The organism is Leifsonia lichenia (genome assembly GCF_054780215.1).
On record NZ_BAAGWT010000001.1, the window covers coordinates 217116 to 240584 of the forward strand.

Consider the following 23469-nt stretch of genomic DNA (forward strand, 5'->3'; position numbering starts at 1 on the left):
TGGGATCGCGTTGAGTTGTTCAGCGGCCTTATGAGCCGCCGACAATTCTCCCACGAGTCCCGCCCGCGCGCCTCCCTCTAGTGGAAGAAGTGACGCTCCCCGGTGAAGTACATCGTGACGCCGGCCGCCGTTGCCGCCGCGATGACGTCCTCGTCGCGGATCGAGCCGCCCGGCTGTACGATCACGCGCACCCCGGCAGCGATCAGGATCTCCGGACCGTCCGCGAACGGGAAGAACGCGTCGGATGCGGCGACCGAACCGGATGCGCGCTCGCCTGCGCGGGTCACGGCCAGGTTGCACGAGTCGACCCTGTTCACCTGTCCCATGCCGACACCGACGGATGCGCCGTCGTGCGCCAGCAGGATCGCATTCGACTTCACGGCGCGGCACGCCCTCCAGGCGAACTCGAGGTCGGCGCGCGTCGCGGCGTCCGCCTCCTCGCCGGAGACGAGGGTCCAGCCGGCCGAGCTGCCGAACGACGTCGACTCGGCATCGAAGCGGTCGGCGTCCTGGACGAGCACACCGCCCGAGACCTGCCGGAACTCCGTCGTCTTCCTCGCGTAGCCTTCCGGGAGCTGCAGGATGCGCAGATTCTTCTTGGTCTGCAGCAACTCCAGGGCATCCGGCTCGAAGCCGGGAGCGATCAGCACCTCGGTGAAGATGCCCTTCACGGCCTCGGCCATGGCCAGCGTGACGATGCCATTGGCGGCGATCACGCCCCCGTACGCCGACACGGGGTCGCACTCGTGCGCCTTGCGATGCGCCTCGGCGATGTCGTCAGCGACGGCGATGCCGCACGGGTTGGCGTGCTTGACGATCGCGACGGCGGGCTGGTCGAAGTCGTACGCGCTGCGGAGCGCCGCGTCCGCATCCACGTAGTTGTTGTACGACATCTCCTTGCCGCCGAGCTGCGTCGCCTGGGCGATGCCCCTGCGCGCCGGGTCGGCGTAGAGCGCTGCCGCCTGATGCGAGTTCTCGCCGTAGCGCAGCGTCTGCTTCAGCTCGGCCTGCACCTCGAAGCGCTCAGGGAAGTCGTCGGTGCTCGGCGCATCCCCGGCGAACCAGGCTGCGACGGCGCCGTCGTACGCCGCCGTGTGCGCGAACGCCTGCGCGGCGAACGCACGACGCTGCTCGAACGTGGTGCCGCCTGCCGCGATGGCGTCCCCGATGGCGCCGTAGTGCTCCGGCGAGACGACGATGGCCACGTTGGCGTGGTTCTTCGCCGACGCCCTGACCATCGCGGGACCGCCGATGTCGATCTGCTCGACGACGTCGTTGCCGACAGCACCGGATGCGACGGTCTCGACGAACGGGTACAGGTTCACCACGACGAGCTCGAACGGCTTGATCTCCAGCTCCTTGAGCTGATCCTCATGGGATGCGAGCCGCAGGTCGGCGAGGAGACCGGAGTGGATGGCGGGGTGCAGGGTCTTCACGCGGCCGTCGAGCGACTCGGGGAAACCGGTGACGCTCGCGACGTCGGTGACCTCGTGGCCCGCATCCCGGATCGTCGACGCGGTGCTGCCCGTCGACACGATTTCCACGCCCGCGTCCGCGAGCGTCGTGGCGAGCTCGAGGAGCCCTGTCTTGTCGCTGACCGAGATCAGCGCGCGGCGGATCGGGACGACGTCCCTTTCGCGGTAGAGGCTGGCATCGTGGCGGGGTCCGCTCATGCTCTGGCAAGCTCCTTGAGATCGATATGTCCGTTGGCGATGTCGAGGACGGCGTCGATGAGCAGCCGTCGCTCCACAGGTTTGATGCGTTCGTGCAGGGCGGCCTCTGTGTCGTCCGGGTGTACCGGCACGCGCTCCTGGCTGATGATCGGCCCTGCGTCGACGCCGTTGTCGACCACGATGAGGCTCGCGCCGGTCTGGGTGACCCCGGCCGCCAGCGCATCCCGGACCCCGTGCGCCCCCGGGAACTCGGGCAGATAGGCGGGATGCGTGTTGATCAGGTTGGGCGAGAACGCCGCGACGACGCGCGGCGGCACCAGCCGCATGAAGCCGGAGAGGATCACGAGGTCCGGCTGCCACTGCTCGATCTGCGCGAGCAGCTCGTCGCCCCACTCGTCCCTGTCGTCGAACGACGAGAACGGGACGGTGAACGACGGGATGCCGAACTCCTCAGCGTGGGACAGACCGTCTGCGTCGCGGTCGGCACCGACGGCGACGACCCGTGCGGGGAACTCCGCATCCTGCGACGCTTCGAGGAGAGCGCGCAGGTTGGACCCGCCGCCAGAGATCAGCACCACAATCGAGAGCACGCCACCAGCCTAGCGGCGCGCCGCAGAAGGTTCAGACCAGCCGCAGGCCCCACCGTGCCGGGGCGACACTGAAGATCTGCCGGTACAGCGCGGTGCCGACGAGGACGCCGAGCGCGATCGCGACGATCGAGCCGACGATGGTCGGAAAACTGTTCGCGTCGAAGTTGACGCCGGATGCGCTCTGCGTCAGCCCGATCAAACCGGTCGCCCCCGGCACCAGCAGCCAGAACGCGGGCAGGAAGCACACCACGGCCGGAGGAGCACCCCGGATCGACTGGATGAGATAGGCGACAACCGTGAGCGCGAACGCCCCGAAGAACCCGCTGAACACACTGCCCATGAGCACGGCGCCGATGAGCTGCGCTCCATACGCGACGAGAAGCACGAGCGTGAGGAAGTAGATGGACCGCCGCGGACCGCAGTAATAGAGAAAGATCCCGAGCGAGAACAGCAGCACCCCCACCCACGGCTGGAACGCCCCGAGCGCCGGGTGGGTGGTGAGCAGGGCGGTGGATGCGGGGACGCCCGTGATCGTCAGCGCCGCCAGGATCCCGAAGGACAGGAAGAGCAGTTGCGCGATGCCGGAGACCAGCCTGCTCGCGCCAGCCACCATGTCGCCCGCCGCCAGCTCCTGGATGCCCGTGGTCAGCACCGCGCCGGGCAGCAGTGTGACGAGCGGCGGCACCAGCACCTGCAGCGGCTCGGCGACCACGACCGTCCGCGCCGCGGCGAAGACGATGAGCGCGAGCGCGAACGCCGTGATCACGGGCAGGAGGATCGCCGCGTACGTGCCGGGACGGACGAGCAGCTTGGCGACTCCCACCAGCACACCGAGGACGAAGGCGTACAGCATACTGAGCGGCTCCGCGCCGAGCAGCACGAGCCCGACTCCGGCTGCCGCCAGACCGTGACCCAGCACCCGGACGAGCGTGTTGAAGCGCGGTTTGGCCGCCGTGATCGCCTCGATCGCGTCGATGCCCTGCGTCGCTGTGATCGTTCCGGCGAGCGCGTGATCGACCACCGTGTAGATGCGCGCCGCCCTGTCGAATCGGACCTCGCCGCCCGGCGACTCCGCGATGTCGAACCGGGTCTCCTTCTCGTCCGGCATCCCGACGAAGATCAGGGTGGGGAAGACGATGAGTGCCGCGTTCGGCGAACCGAGCGCTATGGCGACGCGTTTCAGGGTGCGCTGGATGTCCGTCGCCGCCGTTCCGACCGAGAGAAGGGCGCTGCCGAGTTTGACGAGGAATTCCTGCAGTTGCGCCGATGGGCTCTCCACGAGCTGCTTCGCCTCCACCGAACGCCGGTGGAGCTCCAGCTTCGGGAAGCGGAACGGCGGCTGCCAGGGACTCATCTTCTCGCCCGACCTCCCGCCAGCAGTCCGATGACCGCCGCGACAGCGACCTCCGCCGCCGCGATCGAACCGACCAGCCACGGATTCGGGCCGACGTCGTGCAGCCGCCCAGGGCCGAGTGCCCCGGACGACCACCAGGCCAGAAGGCCAAGTTCGATGCCCGCAACGATACCGATGCCGAGCGCGGCGACCAAGAGTCCGGATGTCCCATGCAGGTCGCGCAGCCTGGCCGCGCGCGAACGAAGCAGCGCAGCGGCGAGGAACCCGGCCACGAGAGGCACCAGGACCCCGATGAGGCCGAACGAGAATCCCCCGGCCGGGATCACCCCGAACAGCGGCAGTCCCGGCAGCGGCCCGAGCTCGGTGCCGATCGGGCTGACGGACGAACCGGTGCCGATCGAGAAGCCGGGCCCGATCATCCAGGAGGCGAGCCAGATCACCAGATTGGGCAGGAACGCGAGCTGCCCGATCGTGAGTGCAGCGCCGCCGAGTGCACCGGCCTGAAGCTGCTCGTAGAGGCTGATGATGCCCCCGTAGTTGCCGAAGATCAGGATGGTGAGCACCAGCGCCGCCCCGGCGATCACCATGGCGGCAGCGCCGGAGCCCGCACGGAAAGCAGTGGCGGCCGCATCCCTGACCATCGGCGGGATGCGGGTGAACCAGCCGGTGAGCGCGTCCAGCCGTTCGCTGCTCGCCGTGCGTCCTCCGCGGTCCTGGCCGTCCGCCCGTTCAGCGCGCAGCGCCGCGAAACCGAATCCGCACGCCACGCCGACGGCGTAGACGAACGGCGGGAGCACAATCCCCTGCCAGACCGATGGATGCACGGGGGCGCTCCCCGCGGTGAACGTCACGACGGTCGCGAGCACAGCGAAAGCGACGATTGCGCTGACAGCGCCCGTGACCCGGTACGGCGTCTCCGACGCGCGGAGTCCCGTGCGCATTCCGAGACCGGCGGTGAGCACGGCGAACCCGAGGGCGGCGATCGTCACCTGGAACGGAACGGCGGCTCCGGGGAGTCCGAGGGTCGCGGCGGTCTGGGCATCGAGCGACACCGTGAGGTTCACGCCGTGACCGACGAGCCAGATGTCCGCCGACGCGCGCCAGAAGCTGAACCAGTCGGCAGCGAGGTGATACTGGGCGGCCCACAGGACCGTGAGAGGTACGAGGGAGATCGCGAGACCGATCGCGACGACGATGGCCGCCTCCAGCGCGGCGAGCAGGGCGACGGTTGTGCGATTCATGACCGAATGGAGCCTACCGGTCGGGCACGGCGGCGCCCCGCCGACACTTCGGCGGTCAGGAGACGGTCACGATCGGGGTCTCGTCGTCCGCCGTCTCCGGCACGGTGATGACCGGCCGCTGCACCAGTTCGAGGATGGCGACCACCAGCGCGGCGATCACCAGAGTCCAGATGATCAGCCCAGGAGTCAGCGGCCGGACGAAGAGGACGATGGCGGCCGCGATCACCGCCACCGCCGCCCGGAGCAGGGCGCGCTGAGCGTAGATCCACTCCCCCGTGCGGCCCGTCGTGATGCCGTGTCGTTCCGCAGCGTCTCGCACCCACGCGACCCCCGAGCCGAAGAAGCCGCGCAGCTTTCTCGGCACGCCGAACGGCCCCGAATACCAGGCGACGACGGCGACCACGATCGCCAGCACCAGCACTGCGACCCCTGTGTCTTTCATCGCCGTCGTGAGCGTGTCGAACACCGTGCGTGCCACGCCGGCGGGGATCAGCGACGGCGACACCGAGCCGATGAACACCAGACGACCGATGGCGATTCCGGCCACGATAATCACCATGGAGAGGGCAAGCGCCACGGCGGCCCACACCAGAGCGAGCGCGCGCCGACGGGCGACGACGACACCGGCAGCGAGGAACAGCAGCGCCACCCACGGCAGCCAGGCACCGGCAGCGACGGCGACTCCGTAGAACAACTGGATGGTGGGGAGCGACGAGTTCTGCGCGATCGTGATCGTGCGGTCCACGGACGGGATCTGCGACGCGAACGTGAGCCCCTGCTTCACCAGGATCTCTTTCACCCTGTCGATGATCGGGCCGAGCTGGACTCCGACCGAGCCGTCCGAGCCGACAGCGATGGCTGCCTTCGGGTCGTTCTGCATCGTCGCCACGAGCTGGGCGTGGCTGGTCCGCAACGCCTCCTGCCAGACCTGCGCGAACGCGTCAGAGCGGACGAACCCGTCCACGGTCGACCGCATCAGCGAGATGATGCCCTGAGCGGCCGGTCCTTTCAGCGCTTCGAGCGCCCTGGTCGCCGCTGGACCGGTGCCGAGGGACGTGATGCCGTCGACCACCTCGGACGTAATGGCGGGCACATCGACGTTCTGCTGGATCACATCCATCGTCTCGCTGGTGATGAACGACTGCACACCAGGGTCTTTCGCCAGTGGAGCGTATGCGGCGACGAACGCATCGGTATCCGTGAGCTGCACCTTCGCCCAGGAGGCGATGACCGAAACGGGTGCGAGCAGTGCGCCGATCAGGATGAGCACCGTGGCGAGCAACGTCCACGCCCAGCTTCGCGTGTGCTTTCGCGACGCTGTCGTGGTTACCGCTGTGGTGTCGTCGAGCGGCGGCAGCGGCTGCGTCGGCCCGTTCTCGATCGCCTCCCGCAGCGTGGCATTCTCGCTCTCGAGCTGCGCGATGCGCTGGAGCAGCTCGCTGTTGGTGATGCGCGCCATGTCGCTCCCCCTTTTCCCGATGCTGCTCACTGTAGCGCTCGGGGTGCGCGGCGAGGCCAAAGAGAAAGGGCCCCGTGGACAAGTCCACGGGGCCCTTTCCTGTGGAGGGATGTCGTCCCTCCTGCGTCTTACAGCGCTGCGTAGACCTCGCGGAGCAGGGCGGCCGTCTCGGACGGCGTCTTGCCGACCTTGACGCCGGCGGCCTCCAGGGCCTCCTTCTTCGCCTGAGCCGTGCCCGCAGAGCCGGACACGATGGCGCCGGCGTGGCCCATCGTCTTGCCCTCGGGAGCGGTGAAGCCGGCGACGTAGCCGACGACCGGCTTGGTCACGTTCGCCTTGATGAAGTCGGCGGCGCGCTCTTCGGCGTCGCCGCCGATCTCGCCGATCATGACGATCGCCTTCGTCTCCGGGTCAGCCTCGAATGCGGCGAGCGCGTCGATGTGCGTGGTGCCGATGATGGGGTCGCCGCCGATGCCGATGGCCGTCGAGAAGCCGAGGTCGCGGAGCTCGTACATCATCTGGTAGGTGAGCGTTCCCGACTTCGAGACGAGTCCGATCGGTCCCTTGCCGGTGATGTTCGCCGGCGTGATGCCGACGAGCGACTCACCGGGGGTGATGATGCCGGGGCAGTTCGGGCCGATGATGCGGGTCTTGTTGCCCTTCTCCTGCGCGTACGCCCAGAACTCGGCCGAGTCCTGCACGGGCACACCCTCGGTGATGATGACGAGCAGCGGGATCTCGGCGTCGATGGCCTCGATGACCGCGTCCTTGGTGAACGCCGGGGGTACGAACGCGATGGACACGTCGGCACCGGTCTTCTCGATGGCCTCTGCGACCGTTCCGAAAACGGGGAGCTCGACGTCGCCGTGCGTGACGGTCGTGCCTGCCTTGCGGGCGTTCACGCCGCCGACCACCTGGGTGCCGGCCTTCAGCATGAGGGCGGTGTGCTTGGTGCCCTCACCGCCGGTGATGCCCTGCACGATGACCTTGGAATCCTTGTTGAGGAAGATAGACATTGTTCGTCGCGCCCTTACTTCGCAGCCAGTTCGGCGGCCTTGTCGGCGCCTTCGTCCATGGTGAGAGCCAGCGTCACCAGCGGGTGCGCGGCTTCGGTGAGGATGCGGCGACCCTCGTCCACGTTGTTGCCGTCGAGGCGCACGACGAGCGGCTTGTTCGCCTCGTCGCCGAGGATCTCCAGCGCCTTGACGATGCCGTTCGCAACCGCGTCGCACGCGGTGATGCCGCCGAACACGTTCACGAACACGCTCTTGACCTGCGGGTCGTTCAGGATGACGTCCAGACCGGCGGCCATGACGGCAGCGGATGCTCCGCCGCCGATGTCGAGGAAGTTCGCGGGCTTGACGCCCTTGTGCTTCTCGCCCGCGTACGCCACGACGTCGAGGGTGCTCATGACGAGTCCCGCGCCGTTGCCGATGATGCCGACCTCTCCGTCGAGCTTCACGTAGTTGAGGTCGCTCGCCTTCGCCTTCGCCTCCAGCGGGTCTGCTGCTGCCTTGTCCTCGAGGGCCTCGTGGTTCGGGTGGCGGAACCCAGCGTTCTCGTCGAGCGTGACCTTGCCGTCGAGGGCGATGATGTCGCCCTCCTCGGTGAGCACGAGCGGGTTGACCTCGACGAGTGTCGCGTCCTCGCCCGTGTAGACCTCGTACAGCTTCACGAAGACGTCCGCGACCTTGCCTGCCAGCTCGTCGGGGAAGCCTGCGGCCTTCGCGATCTCGGCGGCCTTCGCTGCGTCGATGCCCGCGATCGGGTCGACCTCGATGCGTGCGAGCGCCTCCGGCTTCTCGACCGCGAGCTGCTCGATCTCCATTCCGCCCTCGACGCTGGTCAGCGACAGGTAGGAGCGGTTGGCGCGGTCGAGCAGCACCGAGAAGTAGAACTCCTTCGCGATGCGGGCGCCACCGGCGACCATCACGCGACGGACGATGTGGCCCTTGATGTCGAGCCCGAGGATGGCCTTGGCCGCTTCCTCTGCCTCGTCGGGGTTCTTGGCGACCTTGACGCCGCCGGCCTTGCCACGACCACCGACCTTGACCTGCGCCTTGACGACGACCACTCCGCCGAGCTTCTCCGCCGCTGCGCGCACCTCCTCCGGTGTGTCCGCGACGATGCCCGGAAGGACCGGGACACCGTACTGCTCAAACAGGTCTCTGGCCTGATACTCGTATAGATCCACGGTTATCCAATCCGCTGGTTCCGGCGCGCTCGTGGCGCTGCCGGCCGATTTCTCCTAGGCAGTTCGGCGGGAGAATAGCTCGACGCCGAGATAAATTTCGCCAGAAAGAACTCTAGCGCGTCCTGCTGAACGCCCGCGAAACGAGCTGCGAAATCCACAGCCATCGTGGATGCTCCCTCCACACCTGGACAGTCGTGAGCACTTCTCCACAGCTTTCCGTTCCGGTCCCATCGCCGCGTCACGACCAACGACGGTGGATGCCATGACACATCGAATAACCACTCTCATCACGTCCTTCGCCGTGGCCGGCCTGCTGTTCTTCTTCTCGGCGATCCACTTCGCGACGGGAGCGAACGCCCTCTCCGCCGATGGCCACGGTCCCGGCTATCTCTCCGGTGACGGGTGGTGGCTGGGCTCATACTCGCTCGATGACGGATCGAGGGGCTTCTGCCTCCAGCCAGGCAAGAAGAGTCCCACCGGTCATGAGGTCGATCTGGTCGCGGGTTCGGCGCTCGAGTGGTACACGCCGGAGCAAGCGGCGAAACTCGCGTTCATCTCCCGCTCCTGGGCGGGCACCGCCGACAGGGGAACCGCTGCAGCCGGACAGTTGGCCACCTGGATGGTCGCCGGCCTCGACGGAGCGACGGCCTCGTCGTATGCGGCCAGAGCGGGGGCGGATGCGGCGACCGTGCTGGGGTGGGCGCACTCGATGGTCGCCGATGCTGGAACGCTCGGATCGCGATCGGTGAAAGCGTCCGCCGTCACCGAGCTCGGCGACGAGGGCGCCGGACGATTCAGGGTCGAGCTGACGGTCGACCGCCTCACCGGAGCCGAGGTCCTTCCACCGAGGAAGCACTGGGGAAAGGCGACGCTGGTCGGCGCCACGTTCGAGGACGGGTCGACGAGGGCGGACATCCAGAACGGTGTCGACATCCCCATCGTGCCGAACGGCACGGACGCGAGTGTCGCTGTCACCGTCGATGCGCGTTTCACCGGACTTCCGTACGGCGATCGGCTGACCGTCGCGATCCCGCGCGGCGATGCGCAGGCGCTTCTCGTGGCTGTTCCCGCCGACGCCGAGGCACGGGCGGAGGCTCGATCCACAGGCGTCTCGCCTCTCCCGTTCCAGCCGATGGTCTCCACCGTGACCAGCGCCGCCGTCGCCGAGCCTGGCGCGAGGATCGCCGACCACCTCACGGTGGCGGTGCGCCAGGACGACGGGCTCCTGCCCACCTGGGGCGTGTGGCTGTCGTCCGACGGACTCGAGCCCGTCCGCGCGACGATCAGAAGCCGCCTCCTCGGCCCTTTCACCGACCCGATCACCGAAGCCCCGGACGCGCCGACCGACGCGCCAGTGGCGTGCGAGGTCGAGCTGGTGGTCGCAGGGACCGGCGAGTACGAGACTCCGGAGTGCGAGCTGAACGCCCCTGGTCACTACGTCTGGGTCGAGACGATCGCGTCGGAGGACACCCCTGCCGCGCAGGGCGGCAGCCGCTTACGGCCATGGCGGTCGGCGTTCGGAGTCGCGTCGGAGATCACCCGTGTCGACACTCCCGAGGCACCGGAAGTACCCGAAGTGCCCGAAGTACCCGAAGTGCCGGAAGTGCCGGAAGCACCCGAAGTGCCGGAAGCACCGGAAGCACCGGAATCGCCGGAGGCGCCAGAGGCGCCAGAAGCGCCCGAGACACCGGAGCTCCCCGGCTCTCCCGAATCACCCGAAGAACCGACGACCCCGGACGTTCCCGCCGAGCCGGAGGCGCCTGCTCCTGTGCAGCCGAACATCGAGCCTGCCGCTGTGCGCCAGCCGGAACTGGCGGACACGGGATCCGAGACCACCGCGCTGATTCCGCTCGTCTGCGCCGGCGGCGCCGCGCTCTCTCTCGGCACAGGGGTCTGCGGACTCGCGATGCGCGGTCGTGAACGCCGTGCGGCTCTGGTGGCGCGATGAGAGGCGGACCGCTCCTGCTCGACGGGGCAGCGCATCCCGGACCTTCGCAGACTGTCGCGGCAGGATGGTGGGATGCGACCCCGTCAGGCTCCCAGCGGCCTCACCGCGAAAGACATCGCGGCCGAGGCGATCTACCTGGCCGGGGGCGGCAGGGCGCTGCTGCTCCAGATCGCCCATCCAGCGGTGGGGCGCGGTGTCGTGGAGCACAGCGACTTCGCCAACCGGATGATGGACAGGCTGCACGCAACCATGACCTTCGTCTACGCGTCCGTCTATGCGACGCCGGAGGAGTTCGCCGTCGTGCGCAGGTCCGTGAACCGCGCGCACTCCCCCGTCCGAGCTCAGGCGGTCGGCGACGCCCCCGCGTACAACGCGTTCGACCCGCAGCTCCAGCTCTGGGTGGCAGCGACGCTCTACGCGACCATGATCGACCTCTACGAACGCTTCTTCGGCAGCCTTGCAGCCACGGACGCCGAGCGGATCTACCGCGAGTTCACGGTGCTCGGTTCCGCCCTTCAGGTGCCGCCGGAGGCGTGGCCGCAGAGCCGGGCAGCATTCCAGGTGTACTGGCGAGACATGATCGCCACGCTGCGTCCGACCACGGACACGAAGCGGGTGGCGCGGCAGATCCTCTATCCGTCCGCCATCCCGAGGTGGATGCGCGTGCTGTTCCCGCAGGCGCGACTCGTCACCGTCGGGCTGCTCCCTCCCGAGGTGCGCAGAAGCTTCGGCCTCGCCTGGAACGACCGCCTGCAGCGACGATTCGACCGGTGGATGCGCTGGGCCACGCTCATCTACCCTCGGCTTCCCGGCCGGCTGCGGCACAGCCCGCGCGATGCGTACCTGAAGCGGCTGCGCGCGTCCATCGGCTGACCGTCCGAGCCGGACGGTCCGGTTCCGGCCGGTCAGGTGGCGGCCAGGCCGCGCGACCTCTCGATCCAGCGAGCGGCGAGAACCAGCAGGACACCGACTGCGGCGCCCAGCACCGTCTCCAGCACCCGGTCGACCGCCAGCGTCGAGAGCACGACGGGAGCGGCCAGGTACGAGACAGAGAGCGCCATCGGGGTGATGAACACCAGGGCCGTGCCGTAGTGGGCGCCGACGAGCACCTCCGCGAAGACCTGGCACACCACGATTACGCCGATGACGAAGAGCGGTGGAGGCGACCAAAACAGGAGCAGCACCGTCACGCCCACACCGACGACCGTACCCACGACGCGATGCACGGAACGGGAGAGCGAGTGGGCGGCGCGGGCAGGCGGGATGACGGCCACCAGGCTCACCACCGCCCAGTACGCGTGGCCGAACCCGAATGCCAGCGCGATCCCGCCTGCCACGATCACTCCGGTGACGTTCTGGGCGACGGACAACCAGACCCGCGCATCCCGGATGGCCGTTCGATCGACGGCCGGGGTGCGCCGCAGGTCCTTGAGGAAGACCGGGTTGGAGGCTGTCCCTGCGAGTCGTCTGATCGCCCAGCCCGACATGGTCAGCAACCAGGAGAACGCTGCGGAGACCGCGGCGATGCCGACCCGGAGCCAGAATTCGTCGGCCGGGGTCGGCACGGCGGCGCAGACCAGGAGGGCGAACACGAAGAAGAGGGGCTGAGCCGGCAGCAACTGGAACGTCGTCGCCAGCAGGGTGCCGCCCGCGACCACCACGACGAGCAGCGGTACGAGGAGCGCGAGCGGCTCGCCCAGCACGGCGACCGTCGTGCCCAGAGCGATCGCGAACACGAGTGCCACCGCCGCCACCGTGATGCTTCGGATGCGCAGTCGGTACGGCTCGTTCCTGCCGTACAGCGCGGTGAACGCTCCGAAGGTCGCATACGCGGCGAGGTCGAGTCGCCCCACCGCCCACAGGATCAGCAGTGGAACGGCCACCGCGGTCGCCGCCCGCACACCCACCTCGACGCTCAGCGAGGTGAGCTTCGGAGGCCTCACAGCTTTTCGATGGGGGCGATCTTGATGAGCAGCTTCTTCGCCCCCACCTTCTCGAACTGCACGTGCGCCACACGCTTGGCGCCTTCGCCGGTCACCTGCGTCACCCGGCCGTCGCCGAAGTCGGTGTGCCGGATGCGGTCACCGGATGCGAGCTCCAGGTCTCCGTTGTCGCGAACCTGCCCCGTGACGCGGTTCGGCCACTCCGTCTTCGGTCGGTCGGAGGGTCGACCGCCAGCGGAGAATCCGCCCGAGGTGAGGCTCTCGTTCCAGCGCGAACCGCTGCCGGAACTAGACCCGGAACCCAGCCCTGGACGTCTGGCGTTGAGGGCGCGCGACTGGCTGCCGCCTCGGCCGTTCGCCGTTCCTGGCGACTGCTTCCAGTCGATGAGGTCTGCGGGGATCTCTTGCAGATAGCGGCTCGGCATCGCCACGGCGGTCTCGCCGAACTGCGCCCTGGTCATCGCCAGAGACAGGAACAGCCGCTTCTTCGCGCGCGTGATGCCCACGTAGAAGAGACGGCGCTCCTCAGCGGGTCCTCCCGGTTCGTTCGCCGACATGCGGTGAGGAAGCAGGTCCTCCTCGATGCCGGTCAGGAACACGGCGTCGTACTCGAGGCCCTTGGCGGTGTGAAGCGTCATCAGCGAGACGGTTCCGCTCGAATCGTCGATCTCGTCCGCTGCCGCCACCAGGGAGACCTCCGTGAGGAAGTCGATCAGACCGCCGTCCGGATTGTTGCGCGCGAACTCCCTGGTGACCGCGACGAGCTCGTCGACGTTCTCCGCTCGCGCCTCGTCCTGCGGGTCCCTGCTGTTGCGGAGCACGTCCAGGTAGCCGCTGCCGTCGAGCAGGAAGGTCAGCACATCGGAGACCGAGGAGACCCCTGCAGGGTTCGCCGGGTCGATCTTCGCCGCCGCCTCGTCGAGCAGCGTGGCGAGCTGAAGGATGGCCGCGGTGACCTTCGGCCCGAGTCCGAGGGACCCGGCGTCGCGCATCGCCTGGCGGAAATTGATCCCGTTATCGTCGGCGTAGCTCGCGAGCTGCGTCTCTGTCGCCGGGCCGATCCCGCGCTTCGGGGTGTTGAGGATACGGCGAAGCGCCAGGGTGTCGTCCGGGTTCGCGACGGCGATCAGGTAGGCCATCGAGTCCTTGATCTCGGCCCGCTCGTAGAACTTGGTGCCGCCCATGATGCGGTACGGCAGAGCGGACCGGATGAAGATCTCCTCCAGCGCACGCGTCTGAGCGTTCGTGCGGTAGAACACGGCGATGTCTTTGTAGTCCATGCCGGCGCTGTGCAGCTTCTCGATCTCGTCCGCCACGAACTGCGCCTCGTCGTGTCCGGAGTACCCGGTGAAGCCGATGATCTTGTCGCCGTCGCCGACCGCCGTCCACAGCTTCTTGTCCTTGCGGTCGAAGTTGTTCGCGATCACCGAGTTCGCAGCGCTCAGGATGTTCTGCGTCGACCGGTAGTTCTGTTCGAGCAACACGACCTTCGCGCCGGGGAAGTCCCGCTCGAACTCGACGATGTTCCGGATGTCCGCGCCGCGGAACGCGTAGATCGACTGGTCGGAGTCACCGACGACGGTCAGCGACGCTCCGGGAATCACGCCCACCGCATCCCGCATCGACTCGACGTGGTGGCCCTGGGCCTCCAGTTCGTCGGCGATGGCGGGGGCGATCGGCCTGGTCAGCTCTCGGATGAGCGAGTATTGCGCGTGGTTCGTGTCCTGGTATTCATCCACCAGGATGTGGCGGAAACGCCGCTGGTACAGCGCCGCGACCTTCGGGAACGCGCGGAACAGGAAGACCGTCTCCGCGATGAGGTCGTCGAAGTCGAACGCGTTGGCCGTGCGGAGTGCCCGGGTGTACTGCCGGAAGATCTCGAGGAACATCACCTCCTGCGGGTCGCTCAGGTTCGCGGAGCGCGCGAAGGTCTCGATGTCGGTGAGCTCGTTCTTGAGCTTGGAGATGCGCCCGGAGGCGCCGGCGACCGTAAACCCGAGAGTGTCCGCGTCGAGACCCTTGATGATGCGCTTCAAGAGCGCGCGGGTGTCTCCCGAGTCGTAGATCGTGAAACTCTGCGTCTTGCCGATCGTCTCGGCCTCGCGACGCAGGATGCGGACGCACGCGGAGTGGAACGTGGAGATCCACATGCCCTGGGCCTTGCCGCCGAGCAGCGCTTCGACGCGCTCCCGCATCTCGGCGGCCGCCTTGTTGGTGAACGTGATCGCGAGGATCTGACTCGGCCAGGCCTCGCGCGTCTCGATCAGCCCGGCAATGCGGCGGGTGAGCACGCTCGTCTTGCCGGAACCAGCACCGGCGACGATGAGCAGAGCGGCGCCGCGGTACTCCGCCGCCTCGCGCTGCTGGGGGTTCAACCCCGCGAACAGGCGGTCGTTCAGGGCGTCCCCACCGTCGCCAGGGCGCCCGGAACCGGATCGGCCGTCGAGGATGATCGGGGTGGCGGAGGGAGAGGCGTCGGGGAGGCTCGTCATGTCTCCAACGATTTTAGCCTTCACCACTGTCATCCCGTCCGAGAGACGTCAGTGGCCAGCGAACGATCAGTGTTCGTCGCGGACGGCGACCGCCAGATCGGGGTGGTCGGCGAACACCCCGTCCACGCCGGAGTGCAGCAGGATCGAATAGAGCCGCCGCCAGTCACCCCACTCGTCGTCGCGACCGGGGCCGCGGAAATCCGCCGGCATCAGCGCGTTCTCCGGCCGAAGTGTCCAGCAGAACACGCCGAGCCCCGCCGAGTGCGCCGTGTCCACCAGATCCGAGGTCACCGCGCCGATGTCGATGCCGGACGGGTCATCCTCGAACAGGGATACGGCAACCGATCCCGACGCGAGCACCTGCGACACCTCGACGCTGATCCCATCGACGCGATCGAGGTTGCCTGCGGCACCGAGCGCGTACAGGCCGCGGGCGGTCAGGTCGTCCGCATACCCTGGCGCGGAGGAACCGAGCGCTGCCACTCGGTCGGCCGGCGCGCCCGTGTCCTCCAGCAGATACACGCAGCGCCCACGGAAACCGTGCCTGCGCACCTGCCCGAGCGCGTTCTTCTCGAAGCTCTCCACGATCAGCTCCGGGTTGTCGCCCCATCCGGTCTCGGCCAGCTCCGCGGTGAACAGCTCGGCCAGCGGGAGGCCGATGGAGTCGAAGTACGTCGCGTGCTTGAGCTCCGCGACGACGCCGAGCAGCCGGGCCGCGTCCTCCGACGCCCTGTCGACCAGCTCCAGCAGATCGCGCAGACGCAGCACCGGATAGCGGCCGTCGAAAGTGGAGCTCGCCTGCCTGATCTCCGGCAGCCGCTCTGTGGCTCTCAGCGTCGAGAGCTCCGCCCAGGTGAAGTCTTCCGTGAACCACCCGGTCAGCGTCGCGCCGTCGATCTGCTTGGTCGTCCGCCGCCCGGCGAACTCGGCCCGGGACGCGACGTCGGTCGTCCCCGAGATCTCGTTCTCGTGGCGCAACACCAGCACGCCGTCCTTCGTGGCGACGATGTCGGGCTCGACCGCGTCCGCTCCCAGCGTGAACGCGAGTTCGTATGCGGCCGTCGTGTGCTCCGGGCGGTATCCCGAGGCTCCCCGATGACCGATCACCAGGGGGGCCGTCCGCGCTCGCATGTTGAGATACTAGCCCGCGCCTTGGGGGTTCTCAGGCGCGCATCCGGGTGACAGAATCAAGCGGTGTCCGCAGCGGAATCGCCCTCTCCGAGCCACTGGTGCGAGCCTGCGAGCCGACTCGACCTGCACTGGGGCGCCTACCGCCAACGACTCATCATCGGGCTCGGGATGCTCGTGGTGGGCACCGCTTTCATCCTCATGACCAGCGCGTACAGCCTCCCCTTCCTGCTCGTCGGCTCCCTACTGCAGCCGGCAGGGTGGGCGATCCTCCCGTCGACGATCGGGCGGAGAGTCGCGGTGGCCGTCCCCGTGCTCGGATTCACCTGGCTCATGCTCGGCGGCGCGGGCTTCGCCTGGTGCTTCGCAGTCCCGCTCGCAGCGTGGCTCCTCATCCGGCTGCGCCCCCTGCTCAGCTACATCGTGCTGCTGCTGCCCATCGCATCCAGCATCGTGCTCGCCAGCTCGATCCACGATTACTCTCAGGGCTGGGTGTCGATCGCAGTGAGCACGGTGACGATCGTCGGGGCCGCCTGGCTGGCACGCTGGGTCGCGGAAGCAGTTGATTCAAGGCAATCTGTCAGAACTCTCAGACGATAAATCGGTAGGTTTGAGTGCACCGATCCGGCTCGTCCGGACCCCACATGCGATCAGAGGAATCATGGCTACCTCCAACCCGGCATTCTCACAGAGCCCGGCCTTCCAGAACGGGTCGACGGCGGCTGCGACGCTCAGCGCCGAGAACCTCCAGGAGATGTACAACTCACCGTCCGCCGGCGCGGTCGAGACCGACCGCATGACGGTCGAGGACACGATCGTCAAGACCGCGGTCAGCTTCGGCGTCCTGCTCGTCGGAGCGGTCATCGGCTGGATCGTCCCCGTCCTCTGGATTCCGGCGATGATCGTCGGCCTCGTCCTGGCCTTCGTCAACATCTTCAAGAACCGCAAGAAGCCGTCCCCGGCGCTCACCCTGGCGTACGCCGGCGCGCAGGGCATCTTCATCGGCGGCATCTCGCTCTTCTACGAGACCGCGTGGAGCGGCGTCGTCCTCCAGGCCGTCATCGGCACCATCGTCGTCGTCGGCGTCACCCTCGCCCTCTTCGCGAGCGGCAAGATCCGCGCATCCGCGAAGGCCACCAAGGTCTTCCTCATCGCGATGGTCGGCTACGTGGTGTTCTCGTTCATCAACATCATCCTGATGCTGACCGGCGTCAACAAGGACCCCTGGGGCGTCCTCGGCACCCAGGTGTTCGGCATCCCGCTCGGTATCATCATCGGCGTCCTCGTCGTCATCATGTGCGCGTACTCGCTCGTGCTCGACTTCGACGCCATCCAGCAGGGCGTGAAGAACCGAGCACCGCGCGTCTTCGGCTGGGCCGGCGCCTTCGGCATCATGGTCACCGTCATCTGGCTCTACCTCGAGCTGCTCCGCATCTTCGCGCTCTCGCGCAACTAGCGGACCACGCACGCCGAAAGGGCGGGCAGGGAGCCTACGCTCCCTGCCCGCCCTTTTCGTTGCCGCGACTGCGCCGGCAGCCCCTGTTACTTCCGATCCCCTGCTACGTGCCGATCTCCGGCTACTTGCCGATCGCCGCGCAGTCGAGGGTGCTGTACGTCGTGACGATCGGGTTCACCATCGGAGTCACCGTCGCATTCAGCTTCTTGGTCTTGGTCTCGCCGGCGTCGAACAGCACGTCGAGCGTCATCGTCTGTCCCGGTCCCATCTGCTGCACACCCTGAGCGACCGCGTAGTCACCGTCCGACCCGATCATCGGGGCGGCGGACGGCTTGGCGTCGATCGCGGTGCCCAGCACCTTGTAGCCCTTGGGCGCGTACACGCTGGTGCCGATCTGCACGTAGCCCTGTGCGACCAGCACGCCGTTGCCCATGACGTACGGCGGGAGGATGTCTGCAGCGTTCGCGGGCGCCGTGCTGTTCAATGCGACGCGCGTGAACACGTAACGGTGCTTGTCGGAGCACACAGCCTGCGACACCTCCACCTTCGCCTTAAGGAAGTAGTCCATCTTCGATGGCGTCTGATCCATGAAGTACACGCCGAGCTTGTCGGTGTCGGCGGTGCTCACGGGCGGTTCCGAGTAGAACGGGGTCAGCTTGATCAGATCCTGCTCCGCCTTGTCGCCGGTCCACATCTTGACGCGACCTTGCTCTCCCGACTGAAGAAGCGTGGTGAGCAGCGTCTTCGGGTTGGCGCCGCCACCGAGGATCTTGGAGAACGCGCCGACGGAGATCGTCTGGTTGATCCTGTCGACCGTCGCCGGGTCCGGGTACATCGTGTAAATGTCGATGAGCAGAATGCGGACGGCGTTCTCGGAGTTGATCTGAAGTCCGGGAAGGACGTTGATCGGTCCGGTCGCCTTCAGGAGGTTCGCGAGCGTTACGGTGTCCATCGCGATGACGCCGTCGATGTCGTCGCCCTTGGCCGACTTCCACATCGTCTTCGCCACTTCGTACGTGAGCGAGAACCGCGGAGTGATCGTGAGATCCTGGACCTGTCGTCCGAGCCCGTACGGGTACAGCTTCTTCACGTCCTCGGGGATGGGGACGACGTAGTCGCTGAAGGCGGGGAAATCACGCCCGGAAGCCGACGACTGCTTGACGAGGCTGATCTTCCCCTTGTCGAGTTGGAGCAGCGCCATCGAGCCGGTCGTTCCTCCGTTCGGAAGCAGCTCTCCGCTGTTCTCGAACACGACGAGGTAGTTGCGCGGCTTGTCCGCACCCATCGCACCGGGAAGCACGTGCAGAGCGTCTTTGAGCTGGCCGACCTGCGAGTTGACCTTCGTCAGCATGTCAGCCATCTGCTTCGTGGCCTTGCTGACCGGTCCGATCGTGCTCGACGTGTCGATGCCCTTGACCTCGTCCGTCGCCTTCGAGAAGGCTGCGGCGGCCGCATCGACCTTCGGGGTCGCCGCGACGATGGGCTTCAGGTTGATCGCTCCATCCACCGGCTTGATGCTCTCCGGGCTCACCGTGTCGAGCAGTCCGACCATCGGGTCGATCGCATCCACCACGACGCTGTCGGTCGCGCCGGCGAGTGTGCGCACAGCACTGAGGTTTGGGCCGACGAAGGGGACGATTTCGCCCGCTCGCCAGATCGGATCGCTCGTCAGATCGCGGGCAGAGTTGACCTTCGGCCGCAGCTTCGCGAGTGTTGCCTTCGCGCCCTTCACATCCTGCGCGACGATCTGCGTCTTGAGGGTCGTCACCATTGGAAGCGCCGACTCGAGTTCTGACTTCGCCGTGAGGGCTCGCAGACCCACCCAGGCCACGCACCCGATGAGCACGATCACGAAGGCGCCTGCTCCGATCAACCAGTAGCGACGGCGACGACTGGGCTTCCGCGCGTGGGCAACGGCGGCGCGTCGTTGAGGGAGCGGTTCGGGCATTCGACCATTGAAGCAGACCAGACCTGGATATTCGGCTGAGAACCTGCTGCGGGATACCAGTATGTCACCCGTACAGGTGTCATCTGTCGGCACTTTCAGGCACAGACGGCGGTAGGCACCGTCCGCCAGGGAATCGTCTGATAATTTAGAGTTTCGGAACGGGCGGTCGGTCCCGTATCTGATGAGCAGGTCGTGCGCGGGACACGCGTGAAGCGTCCGCGAACGGAACCGGGGAACCCATGAGCCTCCAGAATGAACTCGTCGTCGTCATCGGCCAGGGCTATGTCGGCCTGCCTGTCGCCATGCGTGCCGTCGAGGTCGGATACTCGGTGGTCGGGCTGGATGTCGACGAACGCCGCACGAACAGCCTGCAAGCCGGCATCTCCTACGTCGACGACATCTCGTCGGACGAGCTCGTCTCGGCCACCGCATCCGGTCGATACACGGCGACGACGGACTACGCAGCGGCGGAGGGTTTCGACATCGCCGTCATCACCGTCCCGACACCGCTGCGCGAGGGCCTCCCCGACCTCAGCTTCATCGAGGACTCAGCCGCGTCCCTCGCAGCGCGACTGACGCCTGGCGCGACCGTCATCCTCGAATCGACGACGTACCCCGGCACGACGGAAGAGCTGCTCGTCCCGATCCTGGAACGCGGCTCCGGCCTGACGGCCGGCAAGGACTTCTCTGTCGGCTACAGCCCGGAGCGCATCGACCCCGGCAACGCGACCTGGGGCTTCCGCGAAACGCCGAAGGTCGTCTCTGGCATCGACGAGGTCTCCCTCTCCCGAGTCCAGGCCTTCTACGACCGCCTCGTCGCAACAACGGTCCCGGTGTCCGGCACCAAGGAAGCGGAGCTGACGAAACTCCTCGAGAACACCTTCCGTCACGTCAACATCGCCCTGGTGAACGAACTCGCGATCTTCGGCCACCAGCTCGGTGTCAACGTCTGGGAGTCGATCGACGCCGCATCGACCAAGCCGTTCGGATTCATGAAGTTCACTCCCGGCCCCGGCGTCGGCGGGCACTGCCTTCCCGTCGACCCGAGCTACCTGTCCTGGCAGGTGCGACGCAAGCTCGGTCAGAGCTTCCGGTTCGTGGAGCTCGCCAACGACATCAACGATCACATGCCCGACTATGTCGCGCAGCGACTCATGGTCCTCCTCAATAAGAAGGGTAAGGCCATCAACGGCGCGCGCATCGTGCTCGTCGGCCTGTCGTACAAGCGCAACACCGGCGACATCCGCGAATCCCCTTCGCTGCGCCTCATCGACGTGCTCTCCGACCTCGGCGCGGAGATCGTGGGAGTGGACGGTCGCGTCGAGGACTACCGCTGGCCCGCCGGCATCGAGCGTGCCGACTACACCGAGTCGACGATCGGCGGTGCGGACGCGGTCGTCCTGATCACCGACCACGACGACTTCGACCTCGCGCTGCTCAACAACGCGACAGTGCCGGTGCTCGACACGAAGAACCGCCTCAGCGGCGCCAATGTCGAGCGACTCTAGCGACGAGTCGCGGCGCCCGCTTCCCCGCACTCTCATCGCCGTCGCGACAGCGACGAACGCAGCTTCGGTCCTGTCGACGCAGCTCCTCGGACTGATCAGCCTCGCACCGGCGGATTTCGGGCTCTTCTCTCTGCAATACCTGCTGTTCGCCCTGGCCTCCTCTGTCACCCTCTCTGTGGTGAGTGAACCGTGGATGCGCACAGACCTCCGTCAGAATCACCGCTCGACGTGGGCCGACTACTCGAGCATCCAGCTCTACGTGAGCGCGGCTGCGGCCGTCGTGACGCTTGTCTTCTCCCTCCTCGTCCCTGGCCTCGCCGTCATCGCCGTCACGGGAGCCCTCGCCGTCGGCGTCAACGTGTATCGGGCGGGCGTGCGCTATCACCAGGTGCGCACGAACCAGTGGAACCGTGTGCTGGCCGGAGACGTTGTCGCGTTCGCTCTGACGGTTGTCACCTGGGTGGCGCTTCTCCTGCTCGGGATGCACGGCCTGATGGCCCTCTCGATCGCGTGGCTCGCCGGAGGGATCCTGTCCGCTCTGGTGGCGCAACGCCCGCACCTTCGCGGGCCGCGGTCGATCGGCGCATGGTTCGGAACACACCGCGATCACATCGTCCCGCTGCTGAAGGACTCAACCCTGATGGACCTCGGCTCCATCGGAACCCCGTTCGTCGTCGCTCCGCTGCTCGGGATCGCCGACTTCGGTGTCTACCGGGCCGTATCGAACGTCGCAGCGCCGGTCCGCCTCATCCTCAACCCATTGCGCCCGGTGCTCGCTGGCCTTCCCGCGCACTCGCACCGCGTGCCGCGCCGGATCATCATCAGCATCGCTGCCGCCTTCTTCTTCGGCGTCGCCGCCTATCTCGCCCTGCTCGGCATCGGCCTGCTGCACATCCAGCTCGGTTCGCTGAGCGCCGTCGTCACCTATGCGATCCCAACTGCCTTGTTCGTCTCTGCGAACTTCTTCGGCCACTACTACTACATCATCGCCAGGTCGCACGCAGCGCAACGGGGACTCCTGATCGGCCGGATCGTGCAGACGTCGCTCGCAATCGTCCTGCCGATCATCGGCGCTCTGACCTTCGGCCTCGCGGGCGCGATCTGGTGCTATGCGGGCGCGACGGTCGTGTCCAGCACCGTCTGGGTGCTCGTGGTCACGGGAAGCAGGGAGGCGAAGCAGTGAGCAGTTCGACGGCAAGCGACGCGCAGAAGCGCACCTTCTCCTCACTGATGTCCGGCCAGACGGCGAGGGATGCGTTCCGCTGGGTCATCGTGATCTCACTCGCGTACGTCATGTTCCGGCCCGTCAGCCACAACGCGTTGCTCCTTCCTGCATTGGGCCTCGTCGCCGCAGGATCACTCGGTCTCGTCCTCACAGCGCGCCCCTTCCGTGTGCCCGCGCGGCCGATCGTCGTCGTGTTCGCGCTCGTCTTCGCGACCGGGATCTACGGATCGCTCCTCGGAATCGGGAATCCGGGGCTCACGAACGGCGTGCTGGTCTGGATCGTCGCGCCGGTCCTGTTCGCCCTGCTCGTATGGGCAGCAGACGAGACGCTGATCCGCATGGTGTTGTTCGCGGCGGCGATCGTGACGATCGTGATCTCAGCGATCGCTTTGAGCTATGTCGCGCTGTCCGTCGCCGGTTTCCGCGCATTCCCCGGCTGGCTGGTCAGTCAACTCGGCCTGAGTTTCGACGGGCATTCCTTCGGCATCACCACCATCACGCTCTATGGACTGTCCACTCTCGTGGCGACGTGCCCGCTCTGGCTGACCGCGCTCATCCTTCCTCGCCATCGGCTCCTGCCTGGAAAGTGGATGTCGGGGCTCGCGGGCGTCGCGGCGTTTCTGACCTCTCTCGTTGCGGGCAGGGCTGCCATCACCATCGTGGCCCTCATCGTGCCGATCGCAGTGTGGATCGTCTGGCGCGTCTACTCCTGGCAACGCCCACGCACGCGCTTCGTCGCCTTCGCGCCCCTCGTGGTCGCCGCTGTCGCCGCACTCGCAATCCTCGCCCTTTCCGCCCTGGGCAACAGCTCCGTCGCCCGCGCTTGGGACAGGGTCGCTTCCATCATCACAGGCTCCGGTCAGACGATCGAGGACCAGATCCGGGCAGAGGAAAGCCATGAGTTGATCGCGGGATGGCTGTCGTCTCCCGTCTTCGGACATGGATTCGGGGCGGTCATCCCCGGCTATTCCCGCAACGAGTCGCGACCATGGAACTTCGAACTTCAGTACCACCTCATCCTGTTCCAGGTCGGTATCGTCGGCGCTCTCGTCATGCTCGCCGCTGCCGTCGTGGGTATTCTCGCCCTCATCCGGTCGTTCCGCGTCGCGCCCGAGCTGGCGCCCGTCCTCTTCGTCGTCACGGCGGGCGCGTCCGCGCTGCTCATCGCCAACGCGTCGAACCCCTACCTCCAGGCTCCGGGGAACATGTGGGCGCTGTTCCTGCTCCTGGCGTTGATCAACGTGGCCCTTTCGGGCGATCGATGGCGCAGGCCGGCCGCGAAGATCGCAAACGAAACGGCCTGAGCTGCG

General features: G+C 67.2%; 18 protein-coding genes. 7 read left to right on the forward strand and 11 right to left on the reverse strand.

The features are described from left to right. Window positions 1-77: 77 nt before the first annotated feature. From purH to sucC, 7 genes are all read right to left on the reverse strand, one after another. Window positions 78-1673 carry a bifunctional phosphoribosylaminoimidazolecarboxamide formyltransferase/IMP cyclohydrolase gene (gene purH, locus ACYVGI_RS01030; RefSeq protein ID WP_460630827.1) on the reverse strand — a complete coding sequence of 532 codons (1596 nt, stop codon included), beginning with the start codon at window positions 1671-1673 and terminating at the stop codon, window positions 78-80. After that, a complete protein-coding gene (gene purN, locus ACYVGI_RS01035) occupies window positions 1670-2263 on the reverse strand; it encodes a phosphoribosylglycinamide formyltransferase (protein WP_460630828.1) in 594 nt (197 codons plus the stop codon). The genes purH and purN overlap by 4 nt, the downstream gene beginning before the upstream one ends. A gap of 31 nt (window positions 2264-2294) precedes the next feature. Continuing rightward, a complete protein-coding gene (locus ACYVGI_RS01040) occupies window positions 2295-3617 on the reverse strand; it encodes a threonine/serine exporter family protein (RefSeq protein ID WP_460630829.1) in 1323 nt (440 codons plus the stop codon). Continuing rightward, window positions 3614-4858 (reverse strand): cell division protein PerM, encoded by a 1245-nt coding sequence (locus ACYVGI_RS01045; RefSeq protein WP_460630830.1) that lies wholly within the window; start codon window positions 4856-4858, stop codon window positions 3614-3616. The genes ACYVGI_RS01040 and ACYVGI_RS01045 overlap by 4 nt, the downstream gene beginning before the upstream one ends. Window positions 4859-4913: 55 nt before the next feature. After that, window positions 4914-6317: a hypothetical protein gene (locus ACYVGI_RS01050; protein WP_460630831.1), complete on the reverse strand. Its 1404-nt coding sequence runs from the start codon at window positions 6315-6317 to the stop codon at window positions 4914-4916. A gap of 128 nt (window positions 6318-6445) precedes the next feature. Then, window positions 6446-7333, reverse strand: coding sequence for a succinate--CoA ligase subunit alpha (gene sucD, locus ACYVGI_RS01055; protein WP_085370209.1), 888 nt, complete (start codon window positions 7331-7333; stop codon window positions 6446-6448). Window positions 7334-7347: 14 nt separating this feature from the next. Further along, window positions 7348-8511 (reverse strand): ADP-forming succinate--CoA ligase subunit beta, encoded by a 1164-nt coding sequence (gene sucC / locus ACYVGI_RS01060; protein WP_460630832.1) that lies wholly within the window; start codon window positions 8509-8511, stop codon window positions 7348-7350. Window positions 8512-8773: 262 nt separating this feature from the next. Here sucC and ACYVGI_RS01065 point away from each other — a divergent pair, with 262 nt between their 5' ends. Next, the gene (locus ACYVGI_RS01065; RefSeq protein WP_460630833.1) at window positions 8774-10459 is read left to right on the forward strand and encodes a hypothetical protein; all 1686 of its coding nucleotides are present in this window, start codon (window positions 8774-8776) and stop codon (window positions 10457-10459) included. A 72-nt stretch (window positions 10460-10531) separates the two neighbouring features. Beyond that, complete coding sequence (locus ACYVGI_RS01070; protein WP_460630834.1) at window positions 10532-11332, forward strand: oxygenase MpaB family protein; 801 nt, start codon at window positions 10532-10534, stop codon at window positions 11330-11332. Window positions 11333-11364: 32 nt separating this feature from the next. Here the strand turns inward: ACYVGI_RS01070 and ACYVGI_RS01075 are convergent, their stop codons facing one another. The 3 genes from ACYVGI_RS01075 to ACYVGI_RS01085 all read right to left on the reverse strand — a co-directional run bounded on the left by ACYVGI_RS01075 (window position 11365) and on the right by ACYVGI_RS01085 (window position 16025). Beyond that, window positions 11365-12402 carry an FUSC family protein gene (locus tag ACYVGI_RS01075; protein ID WP_460630835.1) on the reverse strand — a complete coding sequence of 346 codons (1038 nt, stop codon included), beginning with the start codon at window positions 12400-12402 and terminating at the stop codon, window positions 11365-11367. Further along, window positions 12399-14894 (reverse strand): ATP-dependent helicase, encoded by a 2496-nt coding sequence (locus ACYVGI_RS01080; RefSeq protein WP_460630836.1) that lies wholly within the window; start codon window positions 14892-14894, stop codon window positions 12399-12401. Before ACYVGI_RS01080 ends, ACYVGI_RS01075 begins: the two co-directional genes overlap by 4 nt. Window positions 14895-14960: 66 nt before the next feature. Continuing rightward, on the reverse strand, window positions 14961-16025 hold the full coding sequence (locus ACYVGI_RS01085; protein ID WP_460630837.1) for a glycerophosphodiester phosphodiesterase family protein: 1065 nt from the start codon (window positions 16023-16025) through the stop codon (window positions 14961-14963). Window positions 16026-16088: 63 nt separating this feature from the next. Between ACYVGI_RS01085 and ACYVGI_RS01090 the strand changes: the two genes are divergently transcribed. Continuing rightward, window positions 16089-16622, forward strand: coding sequence for a hypothetical protein (locus ACYVGI_RS01090; protein WP_460630838.1), 534 nt, complete (start codon window positions 16089-16091; stop codon window positions 16620-16622). A 61-nt stretch (window positions 16623-16683) separates the two neighbouring features. Next, window positions 16684-17478 (forward strand): Bax inhibitor-1/YccA family protein, encoded by a 795-nt coding sequence (locus ACYVGI_RS01095; protein WP_460630839.1) that lies wholly within the window; start codon window positions 16684-16686, stop codon window positions 17476-17478. A 121-nt stretch (window positions 17479-17599) separates the two neighbouring features. On the opposite strand, the gene ACYVGI_RS01100 is transcribed toward ACYVGI_RS01095, so the two are convergent. Then, on the reverse strand, window positions 17600-19426 hold the full coding sequence (locus ACYVGI_RS01100) for a DUF4012 domain-containing protein (protein ID WP_460630840.1): 1827 nt from the start codon (window positions 19424-19426) through the stop codon (window positions 17600-17602). 239 nt (window positions 19427-19665) lie between these two features. On the opposite strand from ACYVGI_RS01100, the gene ACYVGI_RS01105 reads away from it, so the two are divergent. From ACYVGI_RS01105 to ACYVGI_RS01115, 3 genes are read left to right on the forward strand one after another with little or no spacing between them, the layout of a single operon-like run. Next, entirely contained in the window at window positions 19666-20934 is a 1269-nt protein-coding gene (locus ACYVGI_RS01105) for a nucleotide sugar dehydrogenase (protein WP_460630841.1), read from the forward strand. Beyond that, window positions 20918-22117, forward strand: coding sequence for an MATE family efflux transporter (locus ACYVGI_RS01110; RefSeq protein ID WP_460630842.1), 1200 nt, complete (start codon window positions 20918-20920; stop codon window positions 22115-22117). Before ACYVGI_RS01105 ends, ACYVGI_RS01110 begins: the two co-directional genes overlap by 17 nt. After that, on the forward strand, window positions 22114-23463 hold the full coding sequence (locus ACYVGI_RS01115; protein ID WP_460630843.1) for a hypothetical protein: 1350 nt from the start codon (window positions 22114-22116) through the stop codon (window positions 23461-23463). The genes ACYVGI_RS01110 and ACYVGI_RS01115 overlap by 4 nt, the downstream gene beginning before the upstream one ends. Window positions 23464-23469: the final 6 nt, after the last annotated feature.

Coding starts and splice junctions, on each gene's coding strand:
- purH (WP_460630827.1), bottom strand. CDS start 1,673: ATGAGCGGACCCCGCCACGATGCCAGCCTCTACCGCGAAAGGGACGTC.
- ACYVGI_RS01040 (WP_460630829.1), bottom strand. CDS start 3,617: ATGAGTCCCTGGCAGCCGCCGTTCCGCTTCCCGAAGCTGGAGCTCCAC.
- ACYVGI_RS01045 (WP_460630830.1), bottom strand. CDS start 4,858: ATGAATCGCACAACCGTCGCCCTGCTCGCCGCGCTGGAGGCGGCCATC.
- ACYVGI_RS01050 (WP_460630831.1), bottom strand. CDS start 6,317: ATGGCGCGCATCACCAACAGCGAGCTGCTCCAGCGCATCGCGCAGCTC.
- sucD (WP_085370209.1), bottom strand. CDS start 7,333: ATGTCTATCTTCCTCAACAAGGATTCCAAGGTCATCGTGCAGGGCATC.
- ACYVGI_RS01065 (WP_460630833.1), top strand. CDS start 8,774: ATGACACATCGAATAACCACTCTCATCACGTCCTTCGCCGTGGCCGGC.
- ACYVGI_RS01070 (WP_460630834.1), top strand. CDS start 10,532: ATGCGACCCCGTCAGGCTCCCAGCGGCCTCACCGCGAAAGACATCGCG.
- ACYVGI_RS01080 (WP_460630836.1), bottom strand. CDS start 14,894: ATGACGAGCCTCCCCGACGCCTCTCCCTCCGCCACCCCGATCATCCTC.
- ACYVGI_RS01085 (WP_460630837.1), bottom strand. CDS start 16,025: ATGCGAGCGCGGACGGCCCCCCTGGTGATCGGTCATCGGGGAGCCTCG.
- ACYVGI_RS01095 (WP_460630839.1), top strand. CDS start 16,684: ATGGCTACCTCCAACCCGGCATTCTCACAGAGCCCGGCCTTCCAGAAC.
- ACYVGI_RS01100 (WP_460630840.1), bottom strand. CDS start 19,426: ATGCCCGAACCGCTCCCTCAACGACGCGCCGCCGTTGCCCACGCGCGG.
- ACYVGI_RS01105 (WP_460630841.1), top strand. CDS start 19,666: ATGAGCCTCCAGAATGAACTCGTCGTCGTCATCGGCCAGGGCTATGTC.
- ACYVGI_RS01110 (WP_460630842.1), top strand. CDS start 20,918: ATGTCGAGCGACTCTAGCGACGAGTCGCGGCGCCCGCTTCCCCGCACT.